General features: G+C 50.7%; 23 protein-coding genes. 13 read left to right on the top strand and 10 right to left on the bottom strand.

The window, feature by feature from the left end:
• Positions 1-43 precede the first annotated feature (43 nt).
• Positions 44-1,504, top strand: a complete 1,461-nt coding sequence (gene astD / locus KS4_RS14665; RefSeq protein ID WP_145079757.1) for a succinylglutamate-semialdehyde dehydrogenase — start codon at positions 44-46, stop codon at positions 1,502-1,504.
• Positions 1,505-1,826: 322 nt separating this feature from the next.
• On the opposite strand, the gene KS4_RS14660 is transcribed toward astD, so the two are convergent.
• The 4 genes from KS4_RS14660 to KS4_RS14645 all read right to left on the bottom strand — a co-directional run bounded on the left by KS4_RS14660 (position 1,827) and on the right by KS4_RS14645 (position 5,944).
• On the bottom strand, positions 1,827-2,630 hold the full coding sequence (locus KS4_RS14660; protein WP_145079754.1) for a DUF1338 domain-containing protein: 804 nt from the start codon (positions 2,628-2,630) through the stop codon (positions 1,827-1,829).
• Positions 2,631-2,925: 295 nt separating this feature from the next.
• Complete coding sequence (locus KS4_RS14655; protein ID WP_145079751.1) at positions 2,926-3,360, bottom strand: Lrp/AsnC family transcriptional regulator; 435 nt, start codon at positions 3,358-3,360, stop codon at positions 2,926-2,928.
• Positions 3,361-3,419: 59 nt separating this feature from the next.
• Complete coding sequence (ald, locus tag KS4_RS14650; protein WP_145079749.1) at positions 3,420-4,541, bottom strand: alanine dehydrogenase; 1,122 nt, start codon at positions 4,539-4,541, stop codon at positions 3,420-3,422.
• Between the two features lie 311 nt (positions 4,542-4,852).
• Positions 4,853-5,944 carry an ABC transporter ATP-binding protein gene (locus KS4_RS14645; RefSeq protein ID WP_145079746.1) on the bottom strand — a complete coding sequence of 364 codons (1,092 nt, stop codon included), beginning with the start codon at positions 5,942-5,944 and terminating at the stop codon, positions 4,853-4,855.
• A 283-nt stretch (positions 5,945-6,227) separates the two neighbouring features.
• On the opposite strand from KS4_RS14645, the gene KS4_RS14640 reads away from it, so the two are divergent.
• Entirely contained in the window at positions 6,228-7,139 is a 912-nt protein-coding gene (locus KS4_RS14640) for an AraC family transcriptional regulator (protein ID WP_145079743.1), read from the top strand.
• Positions 7,140-7,461: 322 nt separating this feature from the next.
• Positions 7,462-7,926 (top strand): AraC family transcriptional regulator, encoded by a 465-nt coding sequence (locus tag KS4_RS17725; protein WP_200761311.1) that lies wholly within the window; start codon positions 7,462-7,464, stop codon positions 7,924-7,926.
• 268 nt (positions 7,927-8,194) lie between these two features.
• Here the strand turns inward: KS4_RS17725 and KS4_RS18040 are convergent, their stop codons facing one another.
• From KS4_RS18040 to KS4_RS14625, 3 genes are all read right to left on the bottom strand, one after another.
• Positions 8,195-8,320: a hypothetical protein gene (locus KS4_RS18040; protein ID WP_261341875.1), complete on the bottom strand. Its 126-nt coding sequence runs from the start codon at positions 8,318-8,320 to the stop codon at positions 8,195-8,197.
• 436 nt (positions 8,321-8,756) lie between these two features.
• A complete protein-coding gene (locus KS4_RS14630) occupies positions 8,757-8,945 on the bottom strand; it encodes a hypothetical protein (protein ID WP_145079738.1) in 189 nt (62 codons plus the stop codon).
• 114 nt (positions 8,946-9,059) lie between these two features.
• A complete protein-coding gene (locus KS4_RS14625) occupies positions 9,060-9,974 on the bottom strand; it encodes a cation diffusion facilitator family transporter (protein WP_200761310.1) in 915 nt (304 codons plus the stop codon).
• 436 nt (positions 9,975-10,410) lie between these two features.
• Between KS4_RS14625 and scpB the strand changes: the two genes are divergently transcribed.
• The 3 genes from scpB to KS4_RS17720 all read left to right on the top strand — a co-directional run bounded on the left by scpB (position 10,411) and on the right by KS4_RS17720 (position 14,299).
• Complete coding sequence (gene scpB / locus KS4_RS14620) at positions 10,411-11,259, top strand: methylmalonyl-CoA decarboxylase (protein WP_145079732.1); 849 nt, start codon at positions 10,411-10,413, stop codon at positions 11,257-11,259.
• Between the two features lie 36 nt (positions 11,260-11,295).
• Complete coding sequence (locus KS4_RS14615) at positions 11,296-12,081, top strand: enoyl-CoA hydratase-related protein (RefSeq protein ID WP_145079729.1); 786 nt, start codon at positions 11,296-11,298, stop codon at positions 12,079-12,081.
• Between the two features lie 400 nt (positions 12,082-12,481).
• Positions 12,482-14,299, top strand: coding sequence for a BCCT family transporter (locus KS4_RS17720; protein WP_200761309.1), 1,818 nt, complete (start codon positions 12,482-12,484; stop codon positions 14,297-14,299).
• A 207-nt stretch (positions 14,300-14,506) separates the two neighbouring features.
• On the opposite strand, the gene KS4_RS14605 is transcribed toward KS4_RS17720, so the two are convergent.
• Positions 14,507-15,229, bottom strand: a complete 723-nt coding sequence (locus tag KS4_RS14605; RefSeq protein ID WP_145079726.1) for a hypothetical protein — start codon at positions 15,227-15,229, stop codon at positions 14,507-14,509.
• A 527-nt stretch (positions 15,230-15,756) separates the two neighbouring features.
• Positions 15,757-15,969, bottom strand: coding sequence for a hypothetical protein (locus KS4_RS17715; protein ID WP_200761308.1), 213 nt, complete (start codon positions 15,967-15,969; stop codon positions 15,757-15,759).
• Between the two features lie 62 nt (positions 15,970-16,031).
• Between KS4_RS17715 and KS4_RS14600 the strand changes: the two genes are divergently transcribed.
• The 7 genes from KS4_RS14600 to KS4_RS14570 all read left to right on the top strand — a co-directional run bounded on the left by KS4_RS14600 (position 16,032) and on the right by KS4_RS14570 (position 22,550).
• Positions 16,032-16,658, top strand: coding sequence for an RNA polymerase sigma factor (locus tag KS4_RS14600; protein ID WP_200761307.1), 627 nt, complete (start codon positions 16,032-16,034; stop codon positions 16,656-16,658).
• 12 nt (positions 16,659-16,670) lie between these two features.
• Positions 16,671-17,783 carry a hypothetical protein gene (locus KS4_RS14595; RefSeq protein ID WP_145079720.1) on the top strand — a complete coding sequence of 371 codons (1,113 nt, stop codon included), beginning with the start codon at positions 16,671-16,673 and terminating at the stop codon, positions 17,781-17,783.
• A gap of 975 nt (positions 17,784-18,758) precedes the next feature.
• Positions 18,759-19,172, top strand: a complete 414-nt coding sequence (locus KS4_RS14590) for a hypothetical protein (RefSeq protein ID WP_145079718.1) — start codon at positions 18,759-18,761, stop codon at positions 19,170-19,172.
• A gap of 415 nt (positions 19,173-19,587) precedes the next feature.
• Positions 19,588-20,283, top strand: coding sequence for a hypothetical protein (locus tag KS4_RS14585; RefSeq protein ID WP_145079715.1), 696 nt, complete (start codon positions 19,588-19,590; stop codon positions 20,281-20,283).
• A gap of 33 nt (positions 20,284-20,316) precedes the next feature.
• The gene (locus KS4_RS14580; protein ID WP_145079713.1) at positions 20,317-20,853 is read left to right on the top strand and encodes a hypothetical protein; all 537 of its coding nucleotides are present in this window, start codon (positions 20,317-20,319) and stop codon (positions 20,851-20,853) included.
• A gap of 151 nt (positions 20,854-21,004) precedes the next feature.
• Entirely contained in the window at positions 21,005-21,910 is a 906-nt protein-coding gene (locus KS4_RS14575) for a hypothetical protein (protein WP_145079710.1), read from the top strand.
• Positions 21,903-22,550, top strand: a complete 648-nt coding sequence (locus tag KS4_RS14570) for a hypothetical protein (RefSeq protein ID WP_145079707.1) — start codon at positions 21,903-21,905, stop codon at positions 22,548-22,550. The genes KS4_RS14575 and KS4_RS14570 overlap by 8 nt, the downstream gene beginning before the upstream one ends.
• Before the next feature lie 211 nt (positions 22,551-22,761).
• On the opposite strand, the gene KS4_RS14565 is transcribed toward KS4_RS14570, so the two are convergent.
• Complete coding sequence (locus KS4_RS14565; protein ID WP_200761306.1) at positions 22,762-23,595, bottom strand: SDR family NAD(P)-dependent oxidoreductase; 834 nt, start codon at positions 23,593-23,595, stop codon at positions 22,762-22,764.
• Positions 23,596-23,920: the final 325 nt, after the last annotated feature.

Here is a 23,920-nt window from a genome sequence, read left to right as displayed (position 1 = left end):
AAATCACACGCCACCATTTTATTCATAAGGTTCAAGTAACATCATGACTCAATTTATTGCTAATCAATGGTTAGAAGGGCAGGGCGAAGCCTTCCAGTCTATCGCACCATTCGAAAATACACCCATCTGGGACGGCCAATACGCAACCCCAGATCAAGTCAATCACGCCGTGACCGCAGCCGCAAATGCCTTCCCTGATTGGGCAGACCTCACACTTGAGCAGCGTCTCGAATACGTCCTCAAATACAAAGCAGAACTCGAAAAAAACTTCGAAAAAATCTCGCAAATTATTGCTCAAGAAACAGGTAAGCCGCTATGGGAAGCAACCATGGAAGCCGATCGTATGGTCGCCAAGGTTCAGCTTGCTCTTGATGCCCACAAGGAACGTCTCGCCGAACTCACCCTCGCAGTCGGCGACGCGCAAGGTATTACCCGCTACAAGCCGCATGGCCCGTGTGCCGTTCTCGGCCCGTTCAACCTTCCCGGTCATCTGCCCAACGGTCACATCATCCCTGCTCTCCTCGCAGGTAACACAATTGTTTTCAAGCCATCTGAGAAAACCCCACTAATTGGCGAAGAAATGATCCGCTGTTGGCATAACGCCGGCCTCCCTGCAGGTGTCGTTAATCTTGTTCACGGAGCCGCTGAGATTGGCAAAGCACTGATCACTCACCCCGATATCGTCGGCGTCTTTTTTACCGGCTCATACAATGTCGGACGTGCCATCAACCAACTGCTCGCAGATCATCCCGAAAAAATCGTCGCTCTTGAAATGGGCGGCAACAATCCGCTCATCGTCCACGAATCTGCCGATACCAAGGCCGCAATTTATCACACCCTCTTGTCAGCATATATCACTACCGGTCAACGATGTACCTGTGCACGCAGGCTCATCGTCCCTCAAACCGCACAAGGCGATCAATTTATTGATCAACTCGCCCAGCACCTACCCAAAATGAACATTGGGGCATGGAACGCTGACCCCGCTCCATTCTTCGGCCCGCTCATCGATATCGAAGCCGCGCAAAATATGCTCAAGGCTCAAGATCAGTACATTGCTGACGGCGCAACCCCGCTCGTTACAATGCAGCAGCACGAAGCATCGCCAGCTCTTTTAACACCAGGCCTCATTGATCTAACCCCACTTAAAACGATCACTGATACCGAGCACTTCGGTCCTCTTCTTAAAGTCATTCGTGTTCCCGACTTTGACGCCGCCATTGACGCCGCGAATGCAACCGCATACGGGCTCTCCGCCGCACTGCTCTCTGATAACCCCGATAACTATAAACGCTTCTACCGCAAAATCCGAGCCGGTATTGTTAATTGGAATCGGCAAACTACGGGTGCATCCGGACGTTTCCCTTTTGGTGGTTGCGGGAAATCTGGAAACAACCGACCTGCCGGATTTTTCTCCGCGGATTACTGTGCTTTCCCCGTTGCATCGCTTGAAGCAAATTCTATATCAATCCCAGAAAAAACAATCGTAGGGACTGGTTTTTAATCATGATTGTTGTATAATAATTTTCCCACACCACCCCCATCCCAGAAGCTCGCGCATTCCGCGAGCTTCTACTTTTTTAACTACCTAAATTAACAATAATAGATCGAAATTCGTATTGTCAGAATTGACAATTCTGAATCTATAGCGGCGATTAAATATCATAGAATTAACATAAAAACAAGAATCAAATATTGCGCGTGCGAAAATCGTACAAGTTGTATTGCAATGTTTTTATTGCACCATAAAGATTTAAACTAAATTAATAACAACCTGCAGCTTTTAGGCTGCAGGTTGTTAAATGTCTATCTGTGGATATTGTGGATTAAGCTTTTTGCCTATCCGTACTTTCAAAGATTTTATCAGCAGATTGGGCGACAAAACCAGTGAATATCTCACCATTCGGCTTCGGGTATCGACGAGCGAATTCATAATAACACGATGGAATCACAAACTTGCCATCAGTAAATGGAATTTCAACCTTATCTGCCAGTGTCGAACTCTGTTCTAAAAGCATCTCAGGCGTACCTTTGATTTCACCACCACTCGTATTCAGTGGGTAGCCATTATCCTTTAAAAACTGATTCATTTCTTCAAGGCTTTTCATCGATGATAGCGCATTGATGTACACCGTAAAGTGGTTTGCTCTAAAACCAAATGCCGCCATCCATCCCGCGTACTCAGATTCATCAGCCAATTTCAAATATGTCTCATGTGAAACATCCCATGGCCTGCCGATACATGGGAAATCATCGCGGGCATAATCTTCATCTTTAATTTGATCGACAAATCCTTTGACCGCCGATTGTAATTCGTCACTAAACTCTTCTGTCTTAAGCTCACTAATAAATACCAATGGCAAATCAGGATCTTCGTGCTCAAAATGCTTGGCTCGTAATTTCTTTGCCTTAAACTCATATTCACCACAAGCCTTGTAGCCAAAACGCTCGAAATATTTAGCTAGCGATTCAACTCCAATCCGTGGATCATTGTAAGTTCGTAATGCAATATGATCATTCGCAACCTTATCGCCACGTGCTTCCAAAAGCCCGTGAATCTCTTTTGCCTGTGGTATCAAATTGCTGTAATTTTCCCATAATTTAGCCAATAGTTCATGTGCGTCTCTCATATGATCTCTCCATGCATGCAATGTGAATTGCAACACCAATCGCATTCAGCTCACTCACTGAACACAACAAAACAAGCCCGGCTAACGCCGCGCGAAACAAGTAACTAGTTAAATCAATTTTTCGACAACACCATCGCCATTAGTAATCTCCAAAACTAATGTCGACTATTCTTTTAAATATAAAAACCAAACCGAATACAAATTATTTTAATTCGAGCAGCCAACTTTCATCGACTGCTCGCTTATTTTTTAAGTTATAGAACCTTAGCCGTATCATACGGCTGCGCCGCCATAATTACACATATTTTTTATAACTTTTCAGCAATAAAAAACTCTCGGTCGCAGAGATCCCATCGACCTGTGGCAGCGTCTCGGTTAAAAACTGGACCATCCCGCGATTCGAATCAACTAGTAGCTCAACCAAAAGATCATAACGTCCAGATACAACCGAAACGGACAAAACGCAGTCCAAATCTGAAATATCACTCGCCTTCTGATCAAGCAATCTTGATTCTTTCACGTTCACCCCGATCACAGCCACCTGCTGATTATCCAAAACATCCGGATTAATCAGTGCACGCACCTTTAGAATCCCAGCCTCTTTCAGCCTTTGCACACGTTTGCGAACCATCCCTTCCGAAACACCTAACTGTCTCGCAATCTGATTGTTCGATTCGTAGCTCTGCCTCAGAATCTCTGTGATTTTCCAGTCCGTTTCGTCAGGGACCATAACGCGGCTCCATTCTTCAACCCATGATTATCAATACTGACTCAGTTGCGCTGCTTAGCTCAGTTCTTGAACAAAACTTTCTCAACTGGCGTGTATTCTAAACCAAAAGCTTCTGCAACACCTTCATAAGTGCACTTGCCTTCCAGCACGTTTACGCCTGGCAACAGTTCCTTGCATATTTTACATGCTTCTTCAAGGCCCTTATCCGCCAACAGCAAACCGTATGGCAATGTTGTACTCGTCAATGCTAGCGTTGAGCTTCTCGCAACAGCACCCGGCATATTCGCCACGCAGTAGTGCACCACATCATCAATAACAAAGATCGGATCACTATGCGTCGTCGCTTTCGTTGTCTCAATGCAACCGCCCTGGTCAACCGCAACGTCAGCAATCACAGCACCCTTTTTCATCATCTTAAGCTGATCACGCTTGATCAGATGTGGAGCCTTCTTGCCCGGAAGCAATACCGCTCCCACAATCAGGTCGCTTTCCTTGATGACCTTCTCGATATTCCCCGCATTGCTGTACAGCGTCGTCACGCGGCCACCAAAGATGTCATCCAAATATGCCAAACGATCTGCACAAATATCAAGAATCGTCACCTCAGCGCCCAAGCCAACTGCCATCTTCGCAGCATTCAAACCGACCTCGCCGCCACCAATCACAGCAACCTTGCCACGCTCGATACCAGGCACGCCGCCAAGCAGCACGCCCCGGCCACCGTATGTTTTCTCAAGGTACTTTGCACCTTCCTGAATCGAAAGACGCCCAGCAATCGCGCTCATCGGACGAAGGCATGGCAACCCACCATTGGCCGTTTCAATCGTCTCGTAAGCTACGCCCTGAACCTTCTTCTCAAGCAATGCCGTCGTTAAAGGTTCGTCCGCAGCCAGGTGCAAGTACGTGTACAGCAACTGTCCCTCACGAAATAGCTTGCATTCGTCTGGCTGAGGCTCTTTAACCTTGACGATCATCTCTGCTTCCGCAAAAACCGTCTCACGATCAGGCGCGATCGTCGCACCCGCTTCGATGTATTGCTCGTCTGAGAAACCAGCACCATCACCCGCACCCTGCTGAACCATCACTTCATGGCCGCGACCAACATACGCCTTCACACACGAGGGTGTCAGACCCACACGATACTCATGTGTCTTGATCTCGGTTACTGTTCCTATTTTCATAACTTTATGACCTTATATGTACGAAAAACGTATCGAAAGTTATATAACGATCCGGATATCGTACTGAAACAAAAACTTTTGAAAAGAGCCAACCCCCTAAAATCCCAATATTTTTTATTATTCGGCCTCCACAACCCCCGTGTAAACGATATTTTTCCCCAATAAGGCCTCTGATAATGTAGTAATTCGTAAAATATTGATCAAATAATACGAAAAATCGCAAGTAAGGCCCTTTTAGATGACCTGAGGCCATGAAAAAAGACCTGCTGCTCGGCAGGTCTTTCGCGTGCTGTTTTACGATTTTCTTCCTATCAATCTGCCAACACCACCACATCCGCAGGGTCTACCCGCGCATTCAGTTTCTCTGCTCGCTCATCCATCAGTCTCGGGTTCAGTTCGAATGCCTTCATCTCAACCTGCTCGCTCGCAAGCAGCCGGTATTGAGCCATTTCCCCCAAATACACCACATGCTTCTGTGCCGTACCGAACATATTCTCGCCCGTCGATCCCCCCCACTCACCGCGATGATCCAGCATCATCGCCTCAGGCCGAATCGAACACGTCACATTCCCCTTTGTCGGCATATCCGTCGGATAACTGCTCGAATGCAATCTTCCCAGTGCCGTATCTATCACCATTCTCCCATTCTCACTCCCCAGTACCTCACCTTGTACAAAGTTAGTCTCACCCAAAAAGTCTGCGACAAATCGCGTTCGTGGTTGTTCATACAACGCTCTCGGGCTTCCCGTCTGCATCACCTTTCCATCCCGCAATACCGCAATCCCATCCGCCATCGACAACGCTTCCTTCTGATCATGCGTCACATAAACCCCTGTAATTCCAGCCCGTTTACAGATCTCCCGTATCTGACTTCGCATATCCAACCTCAGCTTCGCATCCAGATTCGACAGCGGTTCGTCCAGCAAGATCACATCCGGCTCAATCACCAATGCCCTCGCTAATGCTACACGCTGTTGTTGCCCGCCCGACAGTTGGTTCGGCTTCCGATCGGCATACTGATCAATCTGTACCATCCCCAATGCATCGTCCACCTTAACCTTCCGATCTGCCGCACTATATTTCCCCTTCCTTTTCCCAACCGTCAATCCAAACTCCACATTCTGCTTCACCGTCATGTGTGGCCAAAGCGCATATCCCTGAAACACCATCCCCGTATCACGCTTATTCGCCGCCTCATGTGTGACATTCCGCTCGCCAAACAAAATCCGCCCATCTGTCGGATCCGTAAAACCCGCCAGCATCCGCAGCAACGTCGTCTTTCCACAACCACTTGGCCCAAGCAAAAAGAACAGATCTCCCGCTCCAATCTCCAGATCAATCCCATCCACCGCCCTCGTCGTACCAAAATGTTTCCGCAAACCTTGTATTGAAATTGGGATCATAATGCACTTACCTTTTTTTCTAGTAACCATTTCCTTCGCCCAAACGTGCAGCCGCTGTCCCCCTGAAATCCAACGAATCAATCTATCACAACCCCCGTACACCCACCATAATCTTCACACAATCCTAACCATCCTTCCGCTATCTTCTTCAAGCACACTTCCTCTGCAAAATCCAAAATACCGCAAAAAACATCAAGACCCTCGACATCAGCCCTGATATCCTCCCTCTTGTTCAATCAAACGTGTCATTGATCACGAAGCCAGTAACACACAGAGACCAATCATGAACGCAGCACCAGCCTCTAAGAGCATCACCCGTGAAGAGTACCACCAGCGCATCCTCACAACACTTCTATATATAGAGAACAACCTTGATGCCGACCTCTCACTCGAAACTCTTGCTGACCTCTCCTACTTCTCACCCTACCACTTCCACCGTATTTTCACCTCAATCGTTGGTGAAACATTCAAAGCGCACATCCGACGTGCGCGTCTCCAACGCGCCTACAACCAGCTCATCCACACAGACCTCACCATCCTAGATATCGCACTCGCCGCGCACTACTCCACCCACGAATCCTTCACGCGTTCCTTCAGCCAGCATTTCGGCTTCACCCCCTCAACGCTTCGCAACACCATCAAAGCTAACCCCTTCACCCGAATGAATATTAACTTCGAGGGAGGACGTCCTTCCCTTTCTTATATACACCTTTTCAATAAGGAGATTCACGTGGAAGTATCAATCAAAAATCTTGATCCAATCCCCGTTGCCTACCTCCGCCATATCGGCGACTACATGGGTGTCGGCGAAACCTTCAGCCGTCTCGAGCAAACCCTCGCTCAACAAAAACTCAAACCCAATGATTCCATCTCTCTAGGCATCTATCACGACGATCCCGATACCACCGAAACTGAAAAGCTCCGCGCAGACATCTGTGCATCCGTTTCGTCCGACTTTAAACCTTTCGATGATATCGGCTTTCAAACCGTCCCCGCAGGTAAATACGCCGTCGCAGTACATCGTGGCCCATACCACAAACTCAAAGAAACCTACAACGCATTCTACGGCTCATGGCTCCCCAACTCCGGACATACACCCCGTAACCAACCACCCTTCGAAATCTATGTCACCGACCCCGCTACCACTGCACCCGAAGATCTCATCACTGAAATCCACATGCCAATCGAAGGTTAAGCTCGCTTTTAAACACAAATTTAGACCCAATCGCGTGCGCATTCGCTGCACGCTTTTGGCGTATCGTCTCCCAAAAAAAAGACCCACCCAATACATATCTCGCCTCACTAATCACATTTATTTCATTTCAACTTCCCCCCCCAAACCTGCCTCCGCCGATGGCAGGGTGTCTGAGGCATTCTTGCGCAATATTCCCACTTTTAAAAATCGCCTCAAATACATACTAAATCTCATATCGCCATTAACACTTTCTAAATATACTCTCCTAATACTGTTGTATCACGATTCATATGTGTTCACACATGACATTCAGGAGATCAGCATGAACCCAGAAATTAAAGATATCGCCGAAATACCCATCGCTTACATGTCCCACAAAGGTGACTACAACGAGATGGCCACCGTATGGCAACGCTTCATGCCTCTTATCGCCTCTAATAACTTGATCACACCCGAAACAAAATTCCTCGGCGTCTACTACGATGACCCCGGCGAAACCCCTGCCGAGCAACTTCGATCAGAAGTCTGCATCACAGTTCCCGCCAGCTTCAAACCTTTTGACAATATCCAATACCGCACCATACCCGCCGGCAAATACGCCGTCTTCCTCTACAAAGGCCCCTATGAAGACTCTCCAGAGTTCTACGGCAAGATCTACCACGAATGGATCCCCAACTCCGGCCACACCCCCTCCGAGACACCATGCTTCGAGCGATACCTCAATTCACCCGAAGATACCGCCCCCGAAGAACTCCTCACTGAAATCTACGTCTCACTCGAAGACTAACTCGCCCACGCATATCGGCCGTACATGGATAGAGTCCTTTTTCCCCAATCCCGCCACCGCCGGTGGTGGGTATCTGGAAATCAATCGCTCATTTCTTCTGCTCAATCGCGATTTCGTGACCTAAATTAGAACCCTTCAAAGCGGTATGCAGCCTATAGCCTTGCACGCCGCTTTTTTATCCAATGCCTCGCGATTTTTTCATCTTCTACGAATAATCTTACCCCATCTCCGATTAATCTTTATAGATGAGCAGCATCCGCCTGAAAGCTTATGTCCTGCCTGTTCTCATCGCTTTTGCGATGGTGCTCACGATTATCCGTCCCGCTTTCCCCGCAATCACCACATGCATGACACGCGCCGCTTCGATGCCCGCTTCATGCAGTATGGCCGCCATGTCACCAACACCCCTTACCAGGGCCTGTACCGCGTGCCCCCTAACTTCCACCACATCGCCCACTAGCGGCTCGGATAAACCCGTCGATCACGACGCGCCAGCCTCGCCTTCAAATCCTTGCTGTTGTATTTCTCTCATCGCAACAATTACCACACTTCCCCCGCTCGAGTTCTCTCACGCCGAGCAAACCTATACCATAGACATTCAAAAACAATTTCCTACACGTACACAAAAACCCACCACACCCCCTCCCGAATCAACTCTTTTCATCTGATCCCCCCTTAATTAATTTGTCTATTTTGTAAATAGACAACCTGCATACGCGCAAGTTGCGCGATCATATGCACAATTCCTATTAACTAAAAATTAAACCATCATTGATGGAGTACAAACAGATGAAAACAAGTATAAAAATGATTAAGCAGCATGTAGCTGGTCAACGATCACGGCTTGCCGTAAAACGCACTAAATTACCAGCAATCCTTTTCGCGGCAGCAATTGCCTTCACCGGCCTCTCACTCTCACCAACCACTGCTTCCGCAGCCGACTCATCCTCGTCCTGCACCAGCTCTTCATGCTGCTGCGGCGACTCATGCTCCGGCTCCTCATGCTCCTGCTGCTGCAACTAAGAACGCATGAGTAAAACACAACGCCTGTGTGCAATCCTCCTTTGCACACATCCATAGAAACAAAGGGTGCGAGTTTTCTCGCACCCTTTGCCTTTTAATCTGCATCCCTGTCACACCCACTTCTCGTCACCCGTGAACGTCACCGACAGCCACAATTTCCCCTCCACAAACCTTAGCGATTCCGCCACTCGCTCCCGTATCTCATCCAGTTCTTTCACAGATCCCACCACATAATCCTCAGGCAAGATCACATCCAATTCCACCGTCACCATATCCCCGCTTTTGGTCGCCCTCAGCACACATCGGCTCACCGAATACTTCGCAAGCGCTCCCTTGACCGCCTCTTCAATCCGCGTCCGCGATTCATGCTTTAGCCCCATCAACAGCAACTCCCCACATCCTTTCACCATCTGCTGTAGCGGCATTGGCAAGAACACCAGGCACGCAATCAAAACCATCCCCGAATCAATATACATCCCTAACCACCCCAGCCTTGTCCCCTGTATGAGTAGATCAAACACAAACCCCACCAGCACCGCCCCACTCAGCATCGTATCCAGCAACCACTGATGGCTCTCCACCTTCACCATATCACTCCCAATCCGGCCATGCTCCCGACTCAATAGCATCCACACCACAAAACAACCCACCGTCGAAAGCACCGCATACATCGACCCCGACACCGCATCCACCTCATGCCCCCCACTCAACAAATTTAGCACCGCATTCGTTCCCGCATATAAGCACAACACCGCCAACACTCCCGATCGCATCGACAGCGCAAACGGGATCATCTGTTCCCTCCCAAACGGAAACCGCCCATCCTCCGGCCTTCTCACCAGACGATTCACATACACCGAAACACTCGTCAGCGTGACCCCCAAAAACGAATACAACCCATCAAACAAGATCATCCGCGACCCAATCGCCAGCCCCCACCCCACACCAACCAACGCAAAAAATAACGCCCCTAATATCGAAACCTTAAAAACCAAATCTTCACGCTTCTTCTTGTCATCGCTCATCATTCACCTAGTCCCATAAGTTAGAGCATTTCGCATCGTGACTAGCCGCAGAAGCAGAACCATCATCATCAGCAGGTTCACAATAAATAAGCAATAAAAATGCAACGACCTACTGGTCAACACGGGAAGTAAATATGAAAAACGCTCTAGAGTATTTTGCATCGTGATCTGTCGCAGAAGTAGAGCCATCATCGTCAGCAGGTTCACAATAAATAAGCAATAAAAACGCAACGACCTACATGTCAACACAGATAGTATTACGAAAAACGCTCTAAAAGCCCTAACCACACACCTCATCGCCATCTGCCTTTCTTTTACTCCAGATTTGTCCTACCGATCCTCCCCCATCAACTCCCTTCCATATTCAGCCGACTTCATCCAAGCGCACCCCGATCATCCATCAACCCGCAAACCCATTCATAAGCCCCGATAAGCTATGTCACTGATAGAAATAAAAACTGAAAACCACATCGCCACGCTCACCCTCAACGACCCTACCAAACGCAACTGCCTTTCTGCCTCGCTTATCGAACAGCTTCTCCACGCCTTCGATGCCTGCGAAAAACAAAACATCCGTGTCATCATCCTCACAGCCAACACTCATGCATCGCAATCCAATGACTCGCCAACCACGACTCAAAAAACAGAAGGAAATACAGGGGAGGGTGGGGGAGGAGGGGTGTTTTCTGCAGGGCACAATATCGACGAAATCCCCATTGATAAGCAAGACCCCGTTACATGGAACGTCCCCTACGTCACGCTCCTCCGCAAAGTCCGCCACACTCTCACCCCCGTCATCGCCTCAATCAATGGTTCCGTCTGGGGTGGCGCCTGCGACCTCGCAGTGAGCTGTGATATGATCGTCGCAACAACAAACACGTCCTTCGCCATCACCCCTGCCAAGCTCGGCCTCCCCTACAACACCGTTGGCGTCTCCCATTTCCTCGGCTCACTCCCCACGCACGTTGTCAAAGAAATGTTCATGACCGCCCTTCCGCTCTCCGCCGACCGCGCCCACAACTTCGGCCTCGTCAATCGCCTCGTCTCGCCCGAAAACCTTCAATCGGAAACCCTCACCCTCGCCGCTCGCGTTGCCTCCATGGCTCCCCTCTGTCTTCGTGTTCTCAAAGCCGAACTCGTCAAACTCTCCGATGCTATGAACATCTCCGCTGACGATTTTGAACATATCCAAATGCTCCGCCGCCAAGCGTTTCGCTCTCAGGATTTCCAGGAAGGCATCCGCGCCTTCCACGAAAAACGCCCACCCAATTTTAAAGGCTTTTAATCGATTGAACTTTATTAAAGATTCGTGAGAACCTCTATGCCTCTAATCAATCTAACAATCGAAAATCAAATCGCCATCATCACCATGGAAGATAACGAGCAAAGCAACCGATTCTCCCAACCCTTTAATCGTCAGCTTCTCGCTCAATTCACACAAGCCGAAAAATCAAATGTTCGCGCACTTATCATCAACGCAAAATCCGGCGCACGCATCTGGTCCGTAGGCCACGACATCAACGAATTCCCAACCGATCAAAAATCCGACCCACTCATCTGGGAAGAAGCATATCGACGACTCACACGCGCCATCCGATTATCTCGTCTCCCCGTCATCTGCTCCATCGAAGGCGCAGTCTACGGCGCTGGCTGCGATCTAGCCGCATGCTGCGATTTCGTCCTCGCAACACCTGATGTCACCTTTGCTATCACACCTGCCAAACTCGGCATCCCTCACAACCTCGTTGGCGTCAACAACTTCATCCACGCCTTTCCCGACCATCTACTCAAAGAGATCTTCTTCCTTGCCAAGCCCGTCACTGCACAACTCGCTCTCACTCATGGCTTCGTCAACCGCATCATCGATCCGCCGCAAAATCTACTCGAAGAATCAATCGCATTCGCAGCCGAATTCAAATCCGTTTCGCCTGAATGTATCCATGCGCTGAAAATCGAACTCAATATCCTCCACGATGCAACCCCCATCACCACCGATCAAGCCGAACATATCGCTGCCGTCAGACGCCAAGCCTATCGCTCGCTCAACTACATCGAAGGCCTCCACGCCTTTCACCAAAAACGCCCGCCAAACTTCAAAGGCTATTAATCGATTAGACATGAATTCTAAAAACATCGTAAAAACCAGATCGTTTTGCGATTCCTTGTGAAAGTCCATCCTGTCGCATCTGACTGCCTTGTTTGATAACCAAGTTAAAACCAGTTAAAATTGGGCAGATTTGCCTGATCAAGTACTTTAACTGCGCATTGAAGTTGATGCGTGTCTGTTTTCTTTACTCCGCGCTGAGCCGTGTTTCATCAGACAACACCGCAACCCACCAGCCGGAGCAAACGCATTTTGGGTTCAACATCTGACGCTTGCACAGCACATCCCGTGCTGTCTTCCTTTTCTGCCGTGATCCCGCTTTATCTCCCACCCCTCACCTCTCAATTCCTCGCAACTGCAATCACAGCTTTATTAGGAACCCAATCCAAAATTAAGGTCTCATATGCTCTCCGACGATACGTCGTCTCCTAACCCGTCCCACGAAAACCAGAACCACGCACCGCAAAACATCGACGTCCCCGAGCTGCCTTCCGTCAGCTTCGGCCCGCATTTCGAAATGCATCCCGTCGTCTTCCCCGTCGGCGCTCTCATCGTCCTCGCACTCGTCGCGCTCACGCTCTTCGTCCCCAACGCCAACCTCGAATCTTCATTCGTCTCCATCCGCAACTGGATCGGCGAGCACGTCGGTTGGCTCTACGTCATGACCATGACCGGCTTCGTCCTCTTCGCACTCTGGCTCGCCTTCTCTCGCTTCGGACGCATCCGCCTTTCCAAGGACAACTCACCCCCCGAATTCTCAACCCTCTCATGGTTCGCCATGCTCTTCTCCGCCGGTATGGGCATCGGCCTCCTCTTCTGGTCTGTCGCAGAACCCATCTATCACTTCAACGCAACACCTCCCGGCTTCGCCGAAGGCTTCGACAACGAACGCATCGCCATGGCCGTCACCATCTTCCACTGGGGACTCCACCCTTGGGCGCTCTACGCCGTCGTCGGCCTCGCCCTCGCATACTTCGGCTTCCGACGTGACATGCCCCTCTCATTCCGTTCAATCCTCCATCCAATCCTCGGCGACCGCGTCTGGGGTTTCACCGGCGACGCCATCGACGTGCTCGCCATCATCGCAACACTCACCGGTGTCGCCACCTCCCTCGGCATCGGCGCTCAACAAGTCAACGCCGGCCTCTCCTTCCTCTTCGGCACACCCATCTCACTACCCATCCAATACTTCATCATCGCCGGCATCACCGCCATCGCCACCATCTCCGTCGTCACCGGCCTCGCCACAGGCATCCGCCGCCTCTCCGAACTCAACATCGCACTCGCCGCCGTCCTCATGCTCATCGTCATCATCGGCTCGGGCGTCATCGCATTCATCTCATCCACACTCGACAACACCGGCGCATACCTCCAACTCCTCCCCTCATCATCACTCCGCACCGGCGCATTCTCCGAAGAAGGTCGCAACTGGGCCACCGCGTGGACCGTCTTCTACTGGGCATGGTGGATCGCATGGTCACCATTCGTCGGCATGTTCATCGCACGGATCTCCAAAGGTCGTACCATCCGCGAGTTCGTCCTCGGCACGCTCCTCCTGCCAACAGCCGTCTCCATTATCTGGATGACCGCCTTCGGCTCCACAACCCTTCGCCAACATCAAACCCACCTCGAATACGAGCAAAAAGCCCAAAACACCGAACTACGCGACTCGCTTCAAGGTGAATACCTCCCCGAGTTCAACGTCGCAGTCAAAGGTGCAGACGGCAAGCTTCTCGAAAACCCAGACGGAACCTTCAAAACCGAAACCAAACAGCTTACCGCTGTCGAGTATCTTTCTTCCGACATCGTTACCGATGACAACACGCAAAAAATCTCAACCCTTCCCACCGTCCTCTTCGCCATGATTGATGGCATCTTCGAGTCTAAACTACTCGTCGTCATCGGTGCTGGCATCGCAACGCTCTGCATCATCCTTTTCTTCGTCACCTCCTCCGACTCCGCATCGATGGTCATCGACATCATCGCATCTGGCGGCAACCCCGACCCACCCGTCGGTACACGACTCTTCTGGGCTATCTCCGAAGGCCTCGTCGCCGCACTCCTCCTCGCCGCAGGCGGACTCAACGCCCTCCAAGCAGCCTCAATCATCGCCGCCCTTCCATTCTCAATTATCCTCCTCATGGCCGCATGGTCACTCTTCCGCACCCTAACCCGCGAAGAAGTCCCGCGCATCCACCAACCCCGAGCTCGCAAGCAATAACACTCAACTAACCATAAGTTAGATAAAAGCCCACGGCATCACTTTCAGTCAAAGTGATGCCGTTTTCTTATTGACTAATCGTGCTCCCCCCCCCCCCCCCCCCCCCCATACGCACGCATACCACCATCAAACCCAGCACCGCCGGTGCTGGGGTGTTTGCAACCTCATCAACCAAACACTAATAAAACGCAATCTTATATTTCAACTTCATTTTTCTCCATCCACTCGCTCATAATACTTTCGAATACGATGCACATTGATAAATTTATGAATGGACAACAGCGACAGAAACACTAGAAAAATTACTGGAACACTGAATGAATGCCAACCGCCTTCCTTGCTTAGTAACCATAATCCAATAACACATGCCACGATTACTTCCATGACTACGGTCACATAAAATCCTCGCTGCGCTTTCTTCCGCATATCCTCTTCCAGATAAACAATCTGCCAGTTCCCCTTTTTCCACCAACACCAAACATCATGCGACTGCAATCTCACTTCATCCAAATTCGGCAACGTCCACCCACACTCCGGGCACGACGCCGACTGAATATGCACCACGTCATACCCACACTTCCCGCATTTTGTCGGATCATTCTTATAAACCCGATCGTACTCGATCGGCTTCGCTTCCTTCACATACAACCGGTACGCTGCGATAAAATACATGAGTGCGCTAGCAATCCACATCCAAACCCACCACGGTATTTCTTCGCCCCGTCTCGAATTCAGTTGCAGTAAACCCAACCCCATAAACCACACGCCAAATCCAACGTGATAAGTCACCGTATTCTTCTTCTGCTTCTCAACTGATATCTCCCCCATCGCCTTTCGGCGTTGATACCGATTCGTCAAGTAGACCGGAACCATGCCGATAGCCAGGCCCAAAACAATACCGCATATCACAAATATCAAAGTAAAACTCATAGCTGGCCCAGAAATCATGCATGAAGACTAATCAATAGATAGATACTGTAACGCAAAGCGACGACACATATCTTACCATGTTCCTTCCCAATTCTTGACCCGCGAACAACGCAACTTGCATGATGTTCTGGCGAAACAAAAGTAGCCGCCGCGACACTTCGCGGCGCGCCAATCAGCTTACATCAGACCAGCACAGATGTGATCGTTTGCAGTGACGTGATTATAAAATGTCATCAATAATGACCAACTCACCTCTTCATGCCGCATAGCACGTTACGCCATCTTGAGACTGAAAATCTTTTAGGATGCGCACAAACGCGCGTTTTACGCTTTTCCCACTCGCGCGGAAAAATCAGTTAGCGCGTGGTTATCAACTAATAATTGTCAAAGTTCGTTTGTTTCTGTTCATTCTTCGCACGTTTAGGTTACGGGTAAGTCACTAAATTCGAAGATTCGTGCGCACAAACGCGCCGCGCACCCCTGTTATGAAACGCTCTTGTGCGCACAAAAACACCCAGTTTAACGCGCTAAATCTGTTGCCTATGTGTACCCAAATCTTCATCTTTCTGATGCGATTTCCATGAACCCGCCTTCGGGCAAATACGTACAACTGGCAGGTCAGGCAGCCAAGTCGGCTCATCGCCATTGATCAGTTCAGGCCTTCTCGCCAGTGTGAACACCAACCATGATTTCGGGACGCAATATGAGCCAAGCAGCCATAAGCACTGTTTTGATTCCACAATCAGCCTCAAATACTCGCATTGCACCCCAATTATCCTGTAACATCCCGTACAATCACACCATGACGCAGTGCGCTCTTGAGGAACCACGATTGGCCGAGAAACTCACAGACGAGCAATTGGTTGCAAACTACAGATCCGGGCAAACCCATTGCTTCGAAGAACTTATCGAGCGCTATCGCCAGGAACTCTTCCATTTCCTCATCCGATTCTGCGGCAACCGCGCCGCCGCCGAGGACATCTTCCAGGAAGCCTTCCTCCAAATACACCTCTCAGCCGATACATTCGACATAACCAAACGATTTAAACCGTGGCTTTTTACAATTGCCGCGAACAAAGCACGGGATTACTTACGTAAGAATAACAGGCGACAAGCCGCCTCACTCTCCGCGATGATTGATTCGAGCGGGGATGACAGCCGGTCATTTGTGGATCTGCTCGAAGCAGATATCCCAATCCCGGATCAGAACGCACTGGACGCAGAACAAAGCGAATTGGTGCGTGAGCTCGTGCAATCGATGCCGGACCATTTACGGGAAGTCTTGACGCTGGCGTACTTTAACCAGCTTGCTTACAAAGAGATCGCGGAAATTCTAGCGATCCCCCTGGGGACGGTTAAGTCGAGATTGCATTCAGCAGTGGGAACATTCTCTCAGTTATGGAAGGTACGTTATAAACAACGAGGTTAGGGGACGAGAGTCGTGAGCAATATGCCAGAGACACCAGACAATTCAAACCGAGCGCCTGAGGATATCAAGGTTTACCGCCTCAGCGAGCAGGACGGCGATGTATTAGATGCATTGTTGGCCAATCGCAACGCAGCGGACAAGGCGGCTGATGGTCAGAGCGATGCTGAAGTGGGGTTCAGCATCACAGACGGCCCGATGCCGGCTGGTTCGAAAGAGCGTGCGGAGAAAATGGCGGGCTTGTTGAATGTATTGGGTCAGTATCCTGCCGACGATGTGTCGGAAGATCTGACGGTGAATACACTTGCATTTATCGAGCAGGCAAAACAGCGTGAACGCTTCGCGGCACAGATTGATATGCTGTCGCAGCCACGTCGTACGCTTGGCATTTCATGGCGTCAGATCGTGAGTGCGGCAGCGGTGTTTGTCATCGGTGCATCGCTTCTGATCCCAGCGATTAACAATCAGCAGCAGACGGCTTATCAGGCGGCATGTGCTTCGAACCTGCAAGGTTTGGGCGGCGCGTTTGGTCAGTATGCAACGGATAACGCGGGCGCTTTGCCTGCCTTATCAGCGAGCCCGGGTTCACTTTGGTGGAACGTCGGCAAATCGGGACGCGATCAGGGTGAGATTACTTCAAACTCGGCGCATCTGTATTTGTTGGCTCGCGGTAAGTATGTGCAGCCGCGTGAGTTGAATTGCGTGAGTAATGCAAATGCTCCGGCGGACGGCACGATGACGGCGGGTCATTTTGATTGGAATTCGCCGCGTGCGGTGTCGTATTCGTATCAGAATATGTATGGGAAGAAGCCTGCGAGAGCGGATGATTTACCGAAGATGGTGATCTTGGCGGACAAGAATCCGCGGTTTGTGTTTGATGATAAGACGGGCGCGCTGAAGTTTGATGAGGATGTTGAGCCAAGCGCATCGTCACGTCAGCATGATTCGCGTGGTCAGAATATTTTGCAAGCGGGAGGCGTGGTTGAATGGCTGACGTCGCCGTATGTGATGCAGGAAGAAGGGGATGGGGCAGGTACGCTGGATAATATCTGGGGCGCATCAGGAGTTGAGGTTTATACGGGGCGTGAAACGCCGACATCGACTGGTGATGTGTTCTTGGTGCCTTGATGATGGACCTAATCGTCGATTAGATGAAGTAAAAGTGAATTAGAATGATGAGAAGCTCGGCTTTGGTCGGGCTTTTTTATTGGGGAAGTGCGGCAAGATGATGCTGGGGTATGGGTGATGCGTGGTGGATGTGTTTAGAATGCGGATCATGGGCCGTTTTGAGGTGTGGTTCGTGAGCATTGTTAAAAAGGTTTGTCATTTTTTGTTGCGGTTTGAAGGGAAAAGCTGATAATAAAACAAAGTGGTCATCTAAGTTCCACTTTAAGGCGTCTTGCGAAATGATGCATATGTTGAGCATTGGGCCGATGACGCTGATTTTAGATATTGTTCGCTGATAGGCTGCTCCGGTTGTAGATCAAGTCTTGTGATTATTCATACAAGTTGTTGTGGAGCCTAGCGGCCAGAGATGAGATTAGAGTGCGATGTACGCGGCTCTAGCGCGTCCTACGAAATGACTTGCTTCGCTAACCAGTGGGTCGTTGTGTAAAAAACGCTTCTCACATGAGCCTGCTTCAGATTGTTTCGCAGGACATGTGGTACGTGATGATGCAACTGGATCTAATGGGCTGTTAGGGAGGGAGAATATGGATTGTTTTGTTGTACGAAATCCGTATTTTATAGATGTTAAGTGATGGTCGATCGGGTTGATTGTTGATGAGATATCGAGCGGTTTTGTTCAAAGGATAAAGCTGCTGAAGGGGAGAGATGGTGCGGATTGGTTGTTGAAAGAGGGCGGCGTAAGGGTTTATTTGGGTGGTTTGTTTGGCCTGTATACAAATTGATGTCGTTAAGTCGTGTCGGTGTTGACTGATACGTTAGCGGCTTGAGGTAAGTACTTATATCCGTTTTGTGACAGATAGTAGATTGCACGTACGGCTATTCTAAGATTACGTAATGAGAGTTGGAAAACGGAAAACGTATGCGTGGCTGCTGGATTGAGCGGCAGCGAATCAGAGATTGAAAGGGGCTTTTAGCATGCTGGGCACATATGAAATGACAGGCGATTTGGAAAAACTCCGCAGGCTCTTTGAGCATGAGAGTGAAGCCCATGAAGGGCTGGTTGGCGAGTTGATGCGGGGCGGTAGCAGACGTATGGACGGTACACGTTGTACGTTGATGAACTCGTTGCCAGAATTGTTACAGATGGTGCGGCAGTCGCATCATGTGGCGATGAGTCAGCATAAACAGGCGATCCGCCGTGTCTTGATGGATCATGATTATGTGGCGTATGAGACGGGAGATATTCTGTCGCGGCGTGACATGTTGAATTCGGACAGAATCGATCGATTGGCAGATGAGCTATCGCGGATTCTGGAACGCGTGAGATGTGATGCGATTGCAGAAGGAAACTGGTCGGACCGAACGAATCCGCTTGAGTTTTTTGGATAAGATTTGCGTTACGGACATTGTTTTCTCTCTGTTGGAGGGAGAGGGCAAAGGAATGCGGGAAGGATGTTGTTGTGCGTGGCACAGGAGTTTGTGTCAGAATAGCGGGGGAAGAAATTGATGATGTCGTTAATCAGAGTTCGGCTTGTAGCCGGGCTCTGTTTTTGTGTGTTTGGGTTTTGCAGGCATATGCTCATTGTTTGGGAGGAGACACCCCATGACCGGTGGTCATAGGCTTGAGGCGAATTTGAGTTATAAACAATCTTGCGGATTGGGTTATTGGTTATTGTTGCTAAGAAACGAGGGTGGATATTTAAGGGGGGTAAAAAAGGCTGTTTAATAAGGGTTGAGAGGGTTATGATGGGGCGAAGGACGTTATGGATCTAGAGAAATAAATCTAAGGATGGATGAGGCGGCAATGAGCGATACACAAGGACAAGGCGCGCGGGGGCAGGGGAAGTCTGTGATGAAGGATGAGTTGCTGCGGAGGCTGCCGTTTGGGGATCATCGCGATCTGTATGTTCTGATTGCGGGGTTGCTGATTGGTTTGGCGCTGGGCCCGGGAGGTTTGAAGCAGGTGTCGCCGAAGGTTTATAACGATCTGTTTATTGGGAACACACAAGAGGTTTTGCGGTATCAGGGGTTGAAGGCGAACGAGGAGGCGGCTGAGGAACAGGTGCGGGCGCAGTTGCGAGAGCAGCTTAGCGCGAAGCAGGGTGAGGGGAGCAGTGTGAGTGATCTTGAGGGGGTTGTGGATCGGATGGTGCCGCAGGTGATGAGTCAGCAGATGAGTAAGCTTGAACTGGCGGCGCGGGAGGCGGAGCTAAAGTATTTGTTTCATTTGGTCGGGTTGGCATCGTCGCTGGTGATTGGTGTGATTGTGTTGGGTGTGATTGAAACGCAGTTGTTGCCACGGAAGACGGCAGAGGGGTATGCGTTGCCGTGGCAGTTGGGGCAGTTGGTGAAGGTGAGGTATGTGTTGTTGGCGGGTTGGATCGCGATCATGGTGGCGCGGCCGGTGTTGATTATGCAGGTGCCTGTATTTTTCACGGTGGTGTTGGTGGCGTTGGCGCTGGGGCTGGGGTTTGTGCCTTTGGGGAAGAAGACGGCATAGTGGCTAACTGACGAATAGATGATTGGGATAGCGATGATTGCTAGAGCGAAACCAGAACGGTTTGAGGATGAAGGGAAGGACGGTTTTGGTGCCGTTGATGCAGGGCAGGGGGAAGGATTAAAAGGAGGAGAGACGTTGGGGGGAAATGGGGAGGTACGTCATGATGAAGAAGAGGTGAAAAAGCAGGAGACCAGTGAAGTGAGAGAAGACGATCCCTTGATGCATTGTTCGACGGATGAACATCCTGAGATGTGGCCGGGTCAGTATGATGGGCCGGCGGGGCCAGAACCGTTGATTGATGCGAGCGAATTGTGGGCGAAGTTTGGTAAAGCGGCGGATGAGGTAGCGGGATTGGATGCAGAGTTTGAGGGGTGTGGTAGTGGGTGCGGAAGAGGGGAAGGTAAAGAAAAGCAGATGTGCAAGAAGAGAGACGATAAGAGAGAGGGTGAGGCTAAGCATGGGTTAGACCCGGCGGTTGTCTGCCCGATGTGTAACGTTGCTGGTGTGGAAAAAAATCAGGCATTTTATTGTCCGAAGTGTGGGAACTTGTTGCAAGGGTGTTGTGACTAATCCCCCCTCCTCTCCTCGGGGAAGTTTATGTGAGTTGCTCATACTGGTGCTAGGAATGCTGGGGATTGGTTTTGATGTGGGGAGGGCAAGCGGATGGGCTATTGGTATGATGTGGGGAGATTGATTTCTATCTTTTTCCGAGGGTATTTCGATGAGTGACATGGGAAATGTAGAGCGAGTGCGCGATGTAGGCCATGGGGATGAAAATAAGAATTGCAAAAATATGGGAGGGAATAGCCGGTGGTATTTGAATGAATACACGTTGAGGAGTGTGTTCTTTTTTGTATTGGCGGAGGTGTTTTCGGTTTCGTGGGGCGTGCCTGGGGGTAGGTTTCAGTTGGTGATGTTGATTCTGGTTGGGTTTGGCGTGGTTTCGTTGGGGATGGGGCTGCGGAAAGGATGGCGAGGTGAGCGGGGAGGAGTAGATGAAATTTATGTGGTGGAGGACGTGCGGCGGCGGACGGTGTGGAAGTATAGTTGGGTGTGTGTGGTCGAGTCAGGTTTGGCGATGTTTTTGATGTGGTTCCATCCGACGCTACAAAGTTTGGGGATTTTTTTTGGGCTCATGGGTGGGATGTATGGGGTGATGGCCTTTTATATGGCGGTGCGTGAATTTCCGGAGCATCATTATGTTTGGGCGTGGCTGGATGATCGGGGGCGGTGTGGTCGGTGTGGGTATGATGTTTCGCGCGGTGGTGGTGATGTGTGTTCGGAGTGTGGGTGGATGTTGCCACGGGTTGATGATGATGGTGAGATCCTGGGGCAGCGCGTTGAACGGCGCGATGTTTGGGCGTGGTGGAAACAAGGGAACTGGCGGATTGTGTATTTGGAGGATGTGAGGCGATCGGCGGGGATGTTAGTGCTGATGATTGTGGGGTATGTTGGAATGGGGGCGATGAGTTTTGGGTTGTCGGGGCAGGAGCGGTGGAGCGTGATCATGGGTCTGGTTTGGATGATTGTCGGGGTGTCGTGTTTGCATCATGTGGTGAATCTTTGGCGGATTGGGGTATATATGGTTTGGAAGTTGGATGGTGGGGATGAGGTAAGGTATGAGTAAGGAACAGCGTGAACGGCGGTTGTTTAAGCGGGCGCGTGATCGGCGGATTGCGCAGCATTGTTTGTTGGCGGTGGTTTGTTTTGGTGGAGGGTGGTGGCTGTGGGAAATGAGTTGGGAGGTGAAGTATGTGGCGATGGTGTTGGGGCTTGTGGGGGTTGGGTTTGGTGTGGCTGCGTTTTGGAAATGGGTGAGTGATGTGGGGGAGGATGAGGCGTTGAGGAGGTGGGTAGATGGGCCGGGAGTTTGTGGGAAGTGTGGGTATGATGTGCGGGCGTGTGAGGATGGGCGGTGTTCGGAGTGTGGGTGGGTTTGGCCGAAGGGGGAAGTGCGGCTGATGCGGGAGGATGTTTGGGATTGGCGGATGGGTTGGCGGATTGATTATCTGGAGTGTGAGGGGAAATGGTTGCGGGTGATGTTGGGCGTGTGGTTGCTGTTGACAGTAGTGATGGGTGTGTGTGGTGGTTTGTTGTTGGGAAGGCCGTTTGATTTGGTGGGGTTTGCGACGTTGTTTGTGTTGTTGGCGACGGTGACGCCGTGGATGAATACGGGGCTGAATGTTGTGAGGATTTGGCAGTATATGCGAAGGAGTGAAGCGGGAGAGCGGGAATTGGGTGGAAGTTGCCGCGAGAGGGAGATGTGAATGAAGGACGGTTTGATGGGTTGTACTCGAAAAAGGATGTCTAATGGGTGATTAGGGCAGGATGGTTTTGGATGTGGGATTGTGGACTGATGATGCAAGCGAAGAAGGGGAGGGAAGAGGTGGTGTTGCAGGCGATTGAAGGGTATTTGAAGACACCCCACGACCGGCGGTCGTGGGCTTGGTGGAGGGAATTGGGTGTGTGAAAGTTGTCTTAAGAGGGAGGGGATGAGGCGATGAGTTTTTTGGCGTGGCCTTTGAGGACGTGGGAGCGGAGGCGAGGGAAGAGGGTGGCGAATGAGACGCCCCAGTGGACGGAGCGCATGGGCCAAACCTCGGCGGTGGGTTTTTGGATGGCGCGGGTGATTTTTGCGGCAACTTGCTGAGGGGTTTGCATGATGTGTTTGGGTGTGTTTTGAGCGGCTGGCTTTTCGGCGGAGATGTCGTCGACGACGTCGAAGAATTCGGAGGATGTGCCGGCGGGGTGGATGGAGGTGACGAAGAAATCTTTGACGGCGAGTTCGGCTCGGAGTGCGGAAGCGAGGCCGTCTTGTGCGGCTTTTGTAGCGGCGTATGGGCCGAACATGGGGATGCCGACTTCGGAGACGACGGAGGAGGTGATGAGGTACTGGCGGAGCGAGTTGGGTGTGCTTTCGAGGTAGGGGAATGATTCTTTGATGGTGCGGACTGTGCCGAAGTAGTTGACTTCGAAGAGGTGGCGGTGTTCCTGATCGTTGGTGTCGAGGACAGAGGCGAATATGCCGTAGCCTGCGTTGGCGAAGACGACGTCGAGGCGGCCGAAGTGTTCGTGGGTTTTGGCGAAGAGTTTTTGGACCGGCTCGTCATGGGCGACATCACAGGAGATGGCGATGGCGCGGTTGGGTGACTTCTTATTGATGTTTTCGGCGAGCGTTTCGAGTTTGTCGGTGCGTCTTGCGGAGAGGACGACGTTCATGCCGAGGTTGGCACAGGCGATGGCGGTGGCGGCGCCGATGCCTGATGAGGCGCCGGTGATGACGATAACTTTGTCTTTAAGATCGCGAATCATGGTTACCAGTATGGGAGGGGGTGGGGGATTGCCGCAACTGGGGGGTGTACCTATGTGCAAAAAGCTCCCTTCCCTCTCTTCCCCGGAGAGTTGAGTTGTTTCAGTTTGGGATTGCATGTGTGAGTGAGCGATGAGTTGAACAACACCCCCCCCTCCCCCCCCCCTCTCCCATAACCGGCGGTCATGGGCTTGATGAAGGGCTTGGTGAATGTGTGTTTAAATGAGGATGAGGTTGTGATGATATCCCACACACGGAGCGTGCGGGCTTGTGAACGCTTTTGCGATGGTCCTACTTCCGAGGGGAGGGGGTTGGCTTACGGGGGCA

This window comes from Poriferisphaera corsica (assembly GCF_007747445.1).
Taxonomy (GTDB): Bacteria; Planctomycetota; Phycisphaerae; order Phycisphaerales; family Phycisphaeraceae; genus Poriferisphaera; species Poriferisphaera corsica.
This window is presented reverse-complemented; position numbering and strand designations above follow the sequence as displayed.

Bases quoted from the DNA above. Each gene is read 5' to 3' on its own strand.
- astD (WP_145079757.1), top strand. From the start codon at position 44: ATGACTCAATTTATTGCTAATCAATGGTTAGAAGGGCAGGGCGAAGCC.
- KS4_RS14660 (WP_145079754.1), bottom strand. From the start codon at position 2,630: ATGAGAGACGCACATGAACTATTGGCTAAATTATGGGAAAATTACAGC.
- KS4_RS14655 (WP_145079751.1), bottom strand. From the start codon at position 3,360: ATGGTCCCTGACGAAACGGACTGGAAAATCACAGAGATTCTGAGGCAG.
- ald (WP_145079749.1), bottom strand. From the start codon at position 4,541: ATGAAAATAGGAACAGTAACCGAGATCAAGACACATGAGTATCGTGTG.
- KS4_RS14645 (WP_145079746.1), bottom strand. From the start codon at position 5,944: ATGATCCCAATTTCAATACAAGGTTTGCGGAAACATTTTGGTACGACG.
- KS4_RS14640 (WP_145079743.1), top strand. From the start codon at position 6,228: ATGAACGCAGCACCAGCCTCTAAGAGCATCACCCGTGAAGAGTACCAC.
- KS4_RS17725 (WP_200761311.1), top strand. From the start codon at position 7,462: ATGAACCCAGAAATTAAAGATATCGCCGAAATACCCATCGCTTACATG.
- KS4_RS18040 (WP_261341875.1), bottom strand. From the start codon at position 8,320: ATGGCGGCCATACTGCATGAAGCGGGCATCGAAGCGGCGCGTGTCATG.
- KS4_RS14625 (WP_200761310.1), bottom strand. From the start codon at position 9,974: ATGAGCGATGACAAGAAGAAGCGTGAAGATTTGGTTTTTAAGGTTTCG.
- scpB (WP_145079732.1), top strand. From the start codon at position 10,411: ATGTCACTGATAGAAATAAAAACTGAAAACCACATCGCCACGCTCACC.
- KS4_RS14615 (WP_145079729.1), top strand. From the start codon at position 11,296: ATGCCTCTAATCAATCTAACAATCGAAAATCAAATCGCCATCATCACC.
- KS4_RS17720 (WP_200761309.1), top strand. From the start codon at position 12,482: ATGCTCTCCGACGATACGTCGTCTCCTAACCCGTCCCACGAAAACCAG.
- KS4_RS14605 (WP_145079726.1), bottom strand. From the start codon at position 15,229: ATGAGTTTTACTTTGATATTTGTGATATGCGGTATTGTTTTGGGCCTG.
- KS4_RS14600 (WP_200761307.1), top strand. From the start codon at position 16,032: ATGACGCAGTGCGCTCTTGAGGAACCACGATTGGCCGAGAAACTCACA.
- KS4_RS14590 (WP_145079718.1), top strand. From the start codon at position 18,759: ATGCTGGGCACATATGAAATGACAGGCGATTTGGAAAAACTCCGCAGG.
- KS4_RS14585 (WP_145079715.1), top strand. From the start codon at position 19,588: ATGAGCGATACACAAGGACAAGGCGCGCGGGGGCAGGGGAAGTCTGTG.
- KS4_RS14580 (WP_145079713.1), top strand. From the start codon at position 20,317: ATGATTGCTAGAGCGAAACCAGAACGGTTTGAGGATGAAGGGAAGGAC.
- KS4_RS14575 (WP_145079710.1), top strand. From the start codon at position 21,005: ATGAGTGACATGGGAAATGTAGAGCGAGTGCGCGATGTAGGCCATGGG.
- KS4_RS14570 (WP_145079707.1), top strand. From the start codon at position 21,903: ATGAGTAAGGAACAGCGTGAACGGCGGTTGTTTAAGCGGGCGCGTGAT.
- KS4_RS14565 (WP_200761306.1), bottom strand. From the start codon at position 23,595: ATGATTCGCGATCTTAAAGACAAAGTTATCGTCATCACCGGCGCCTCA.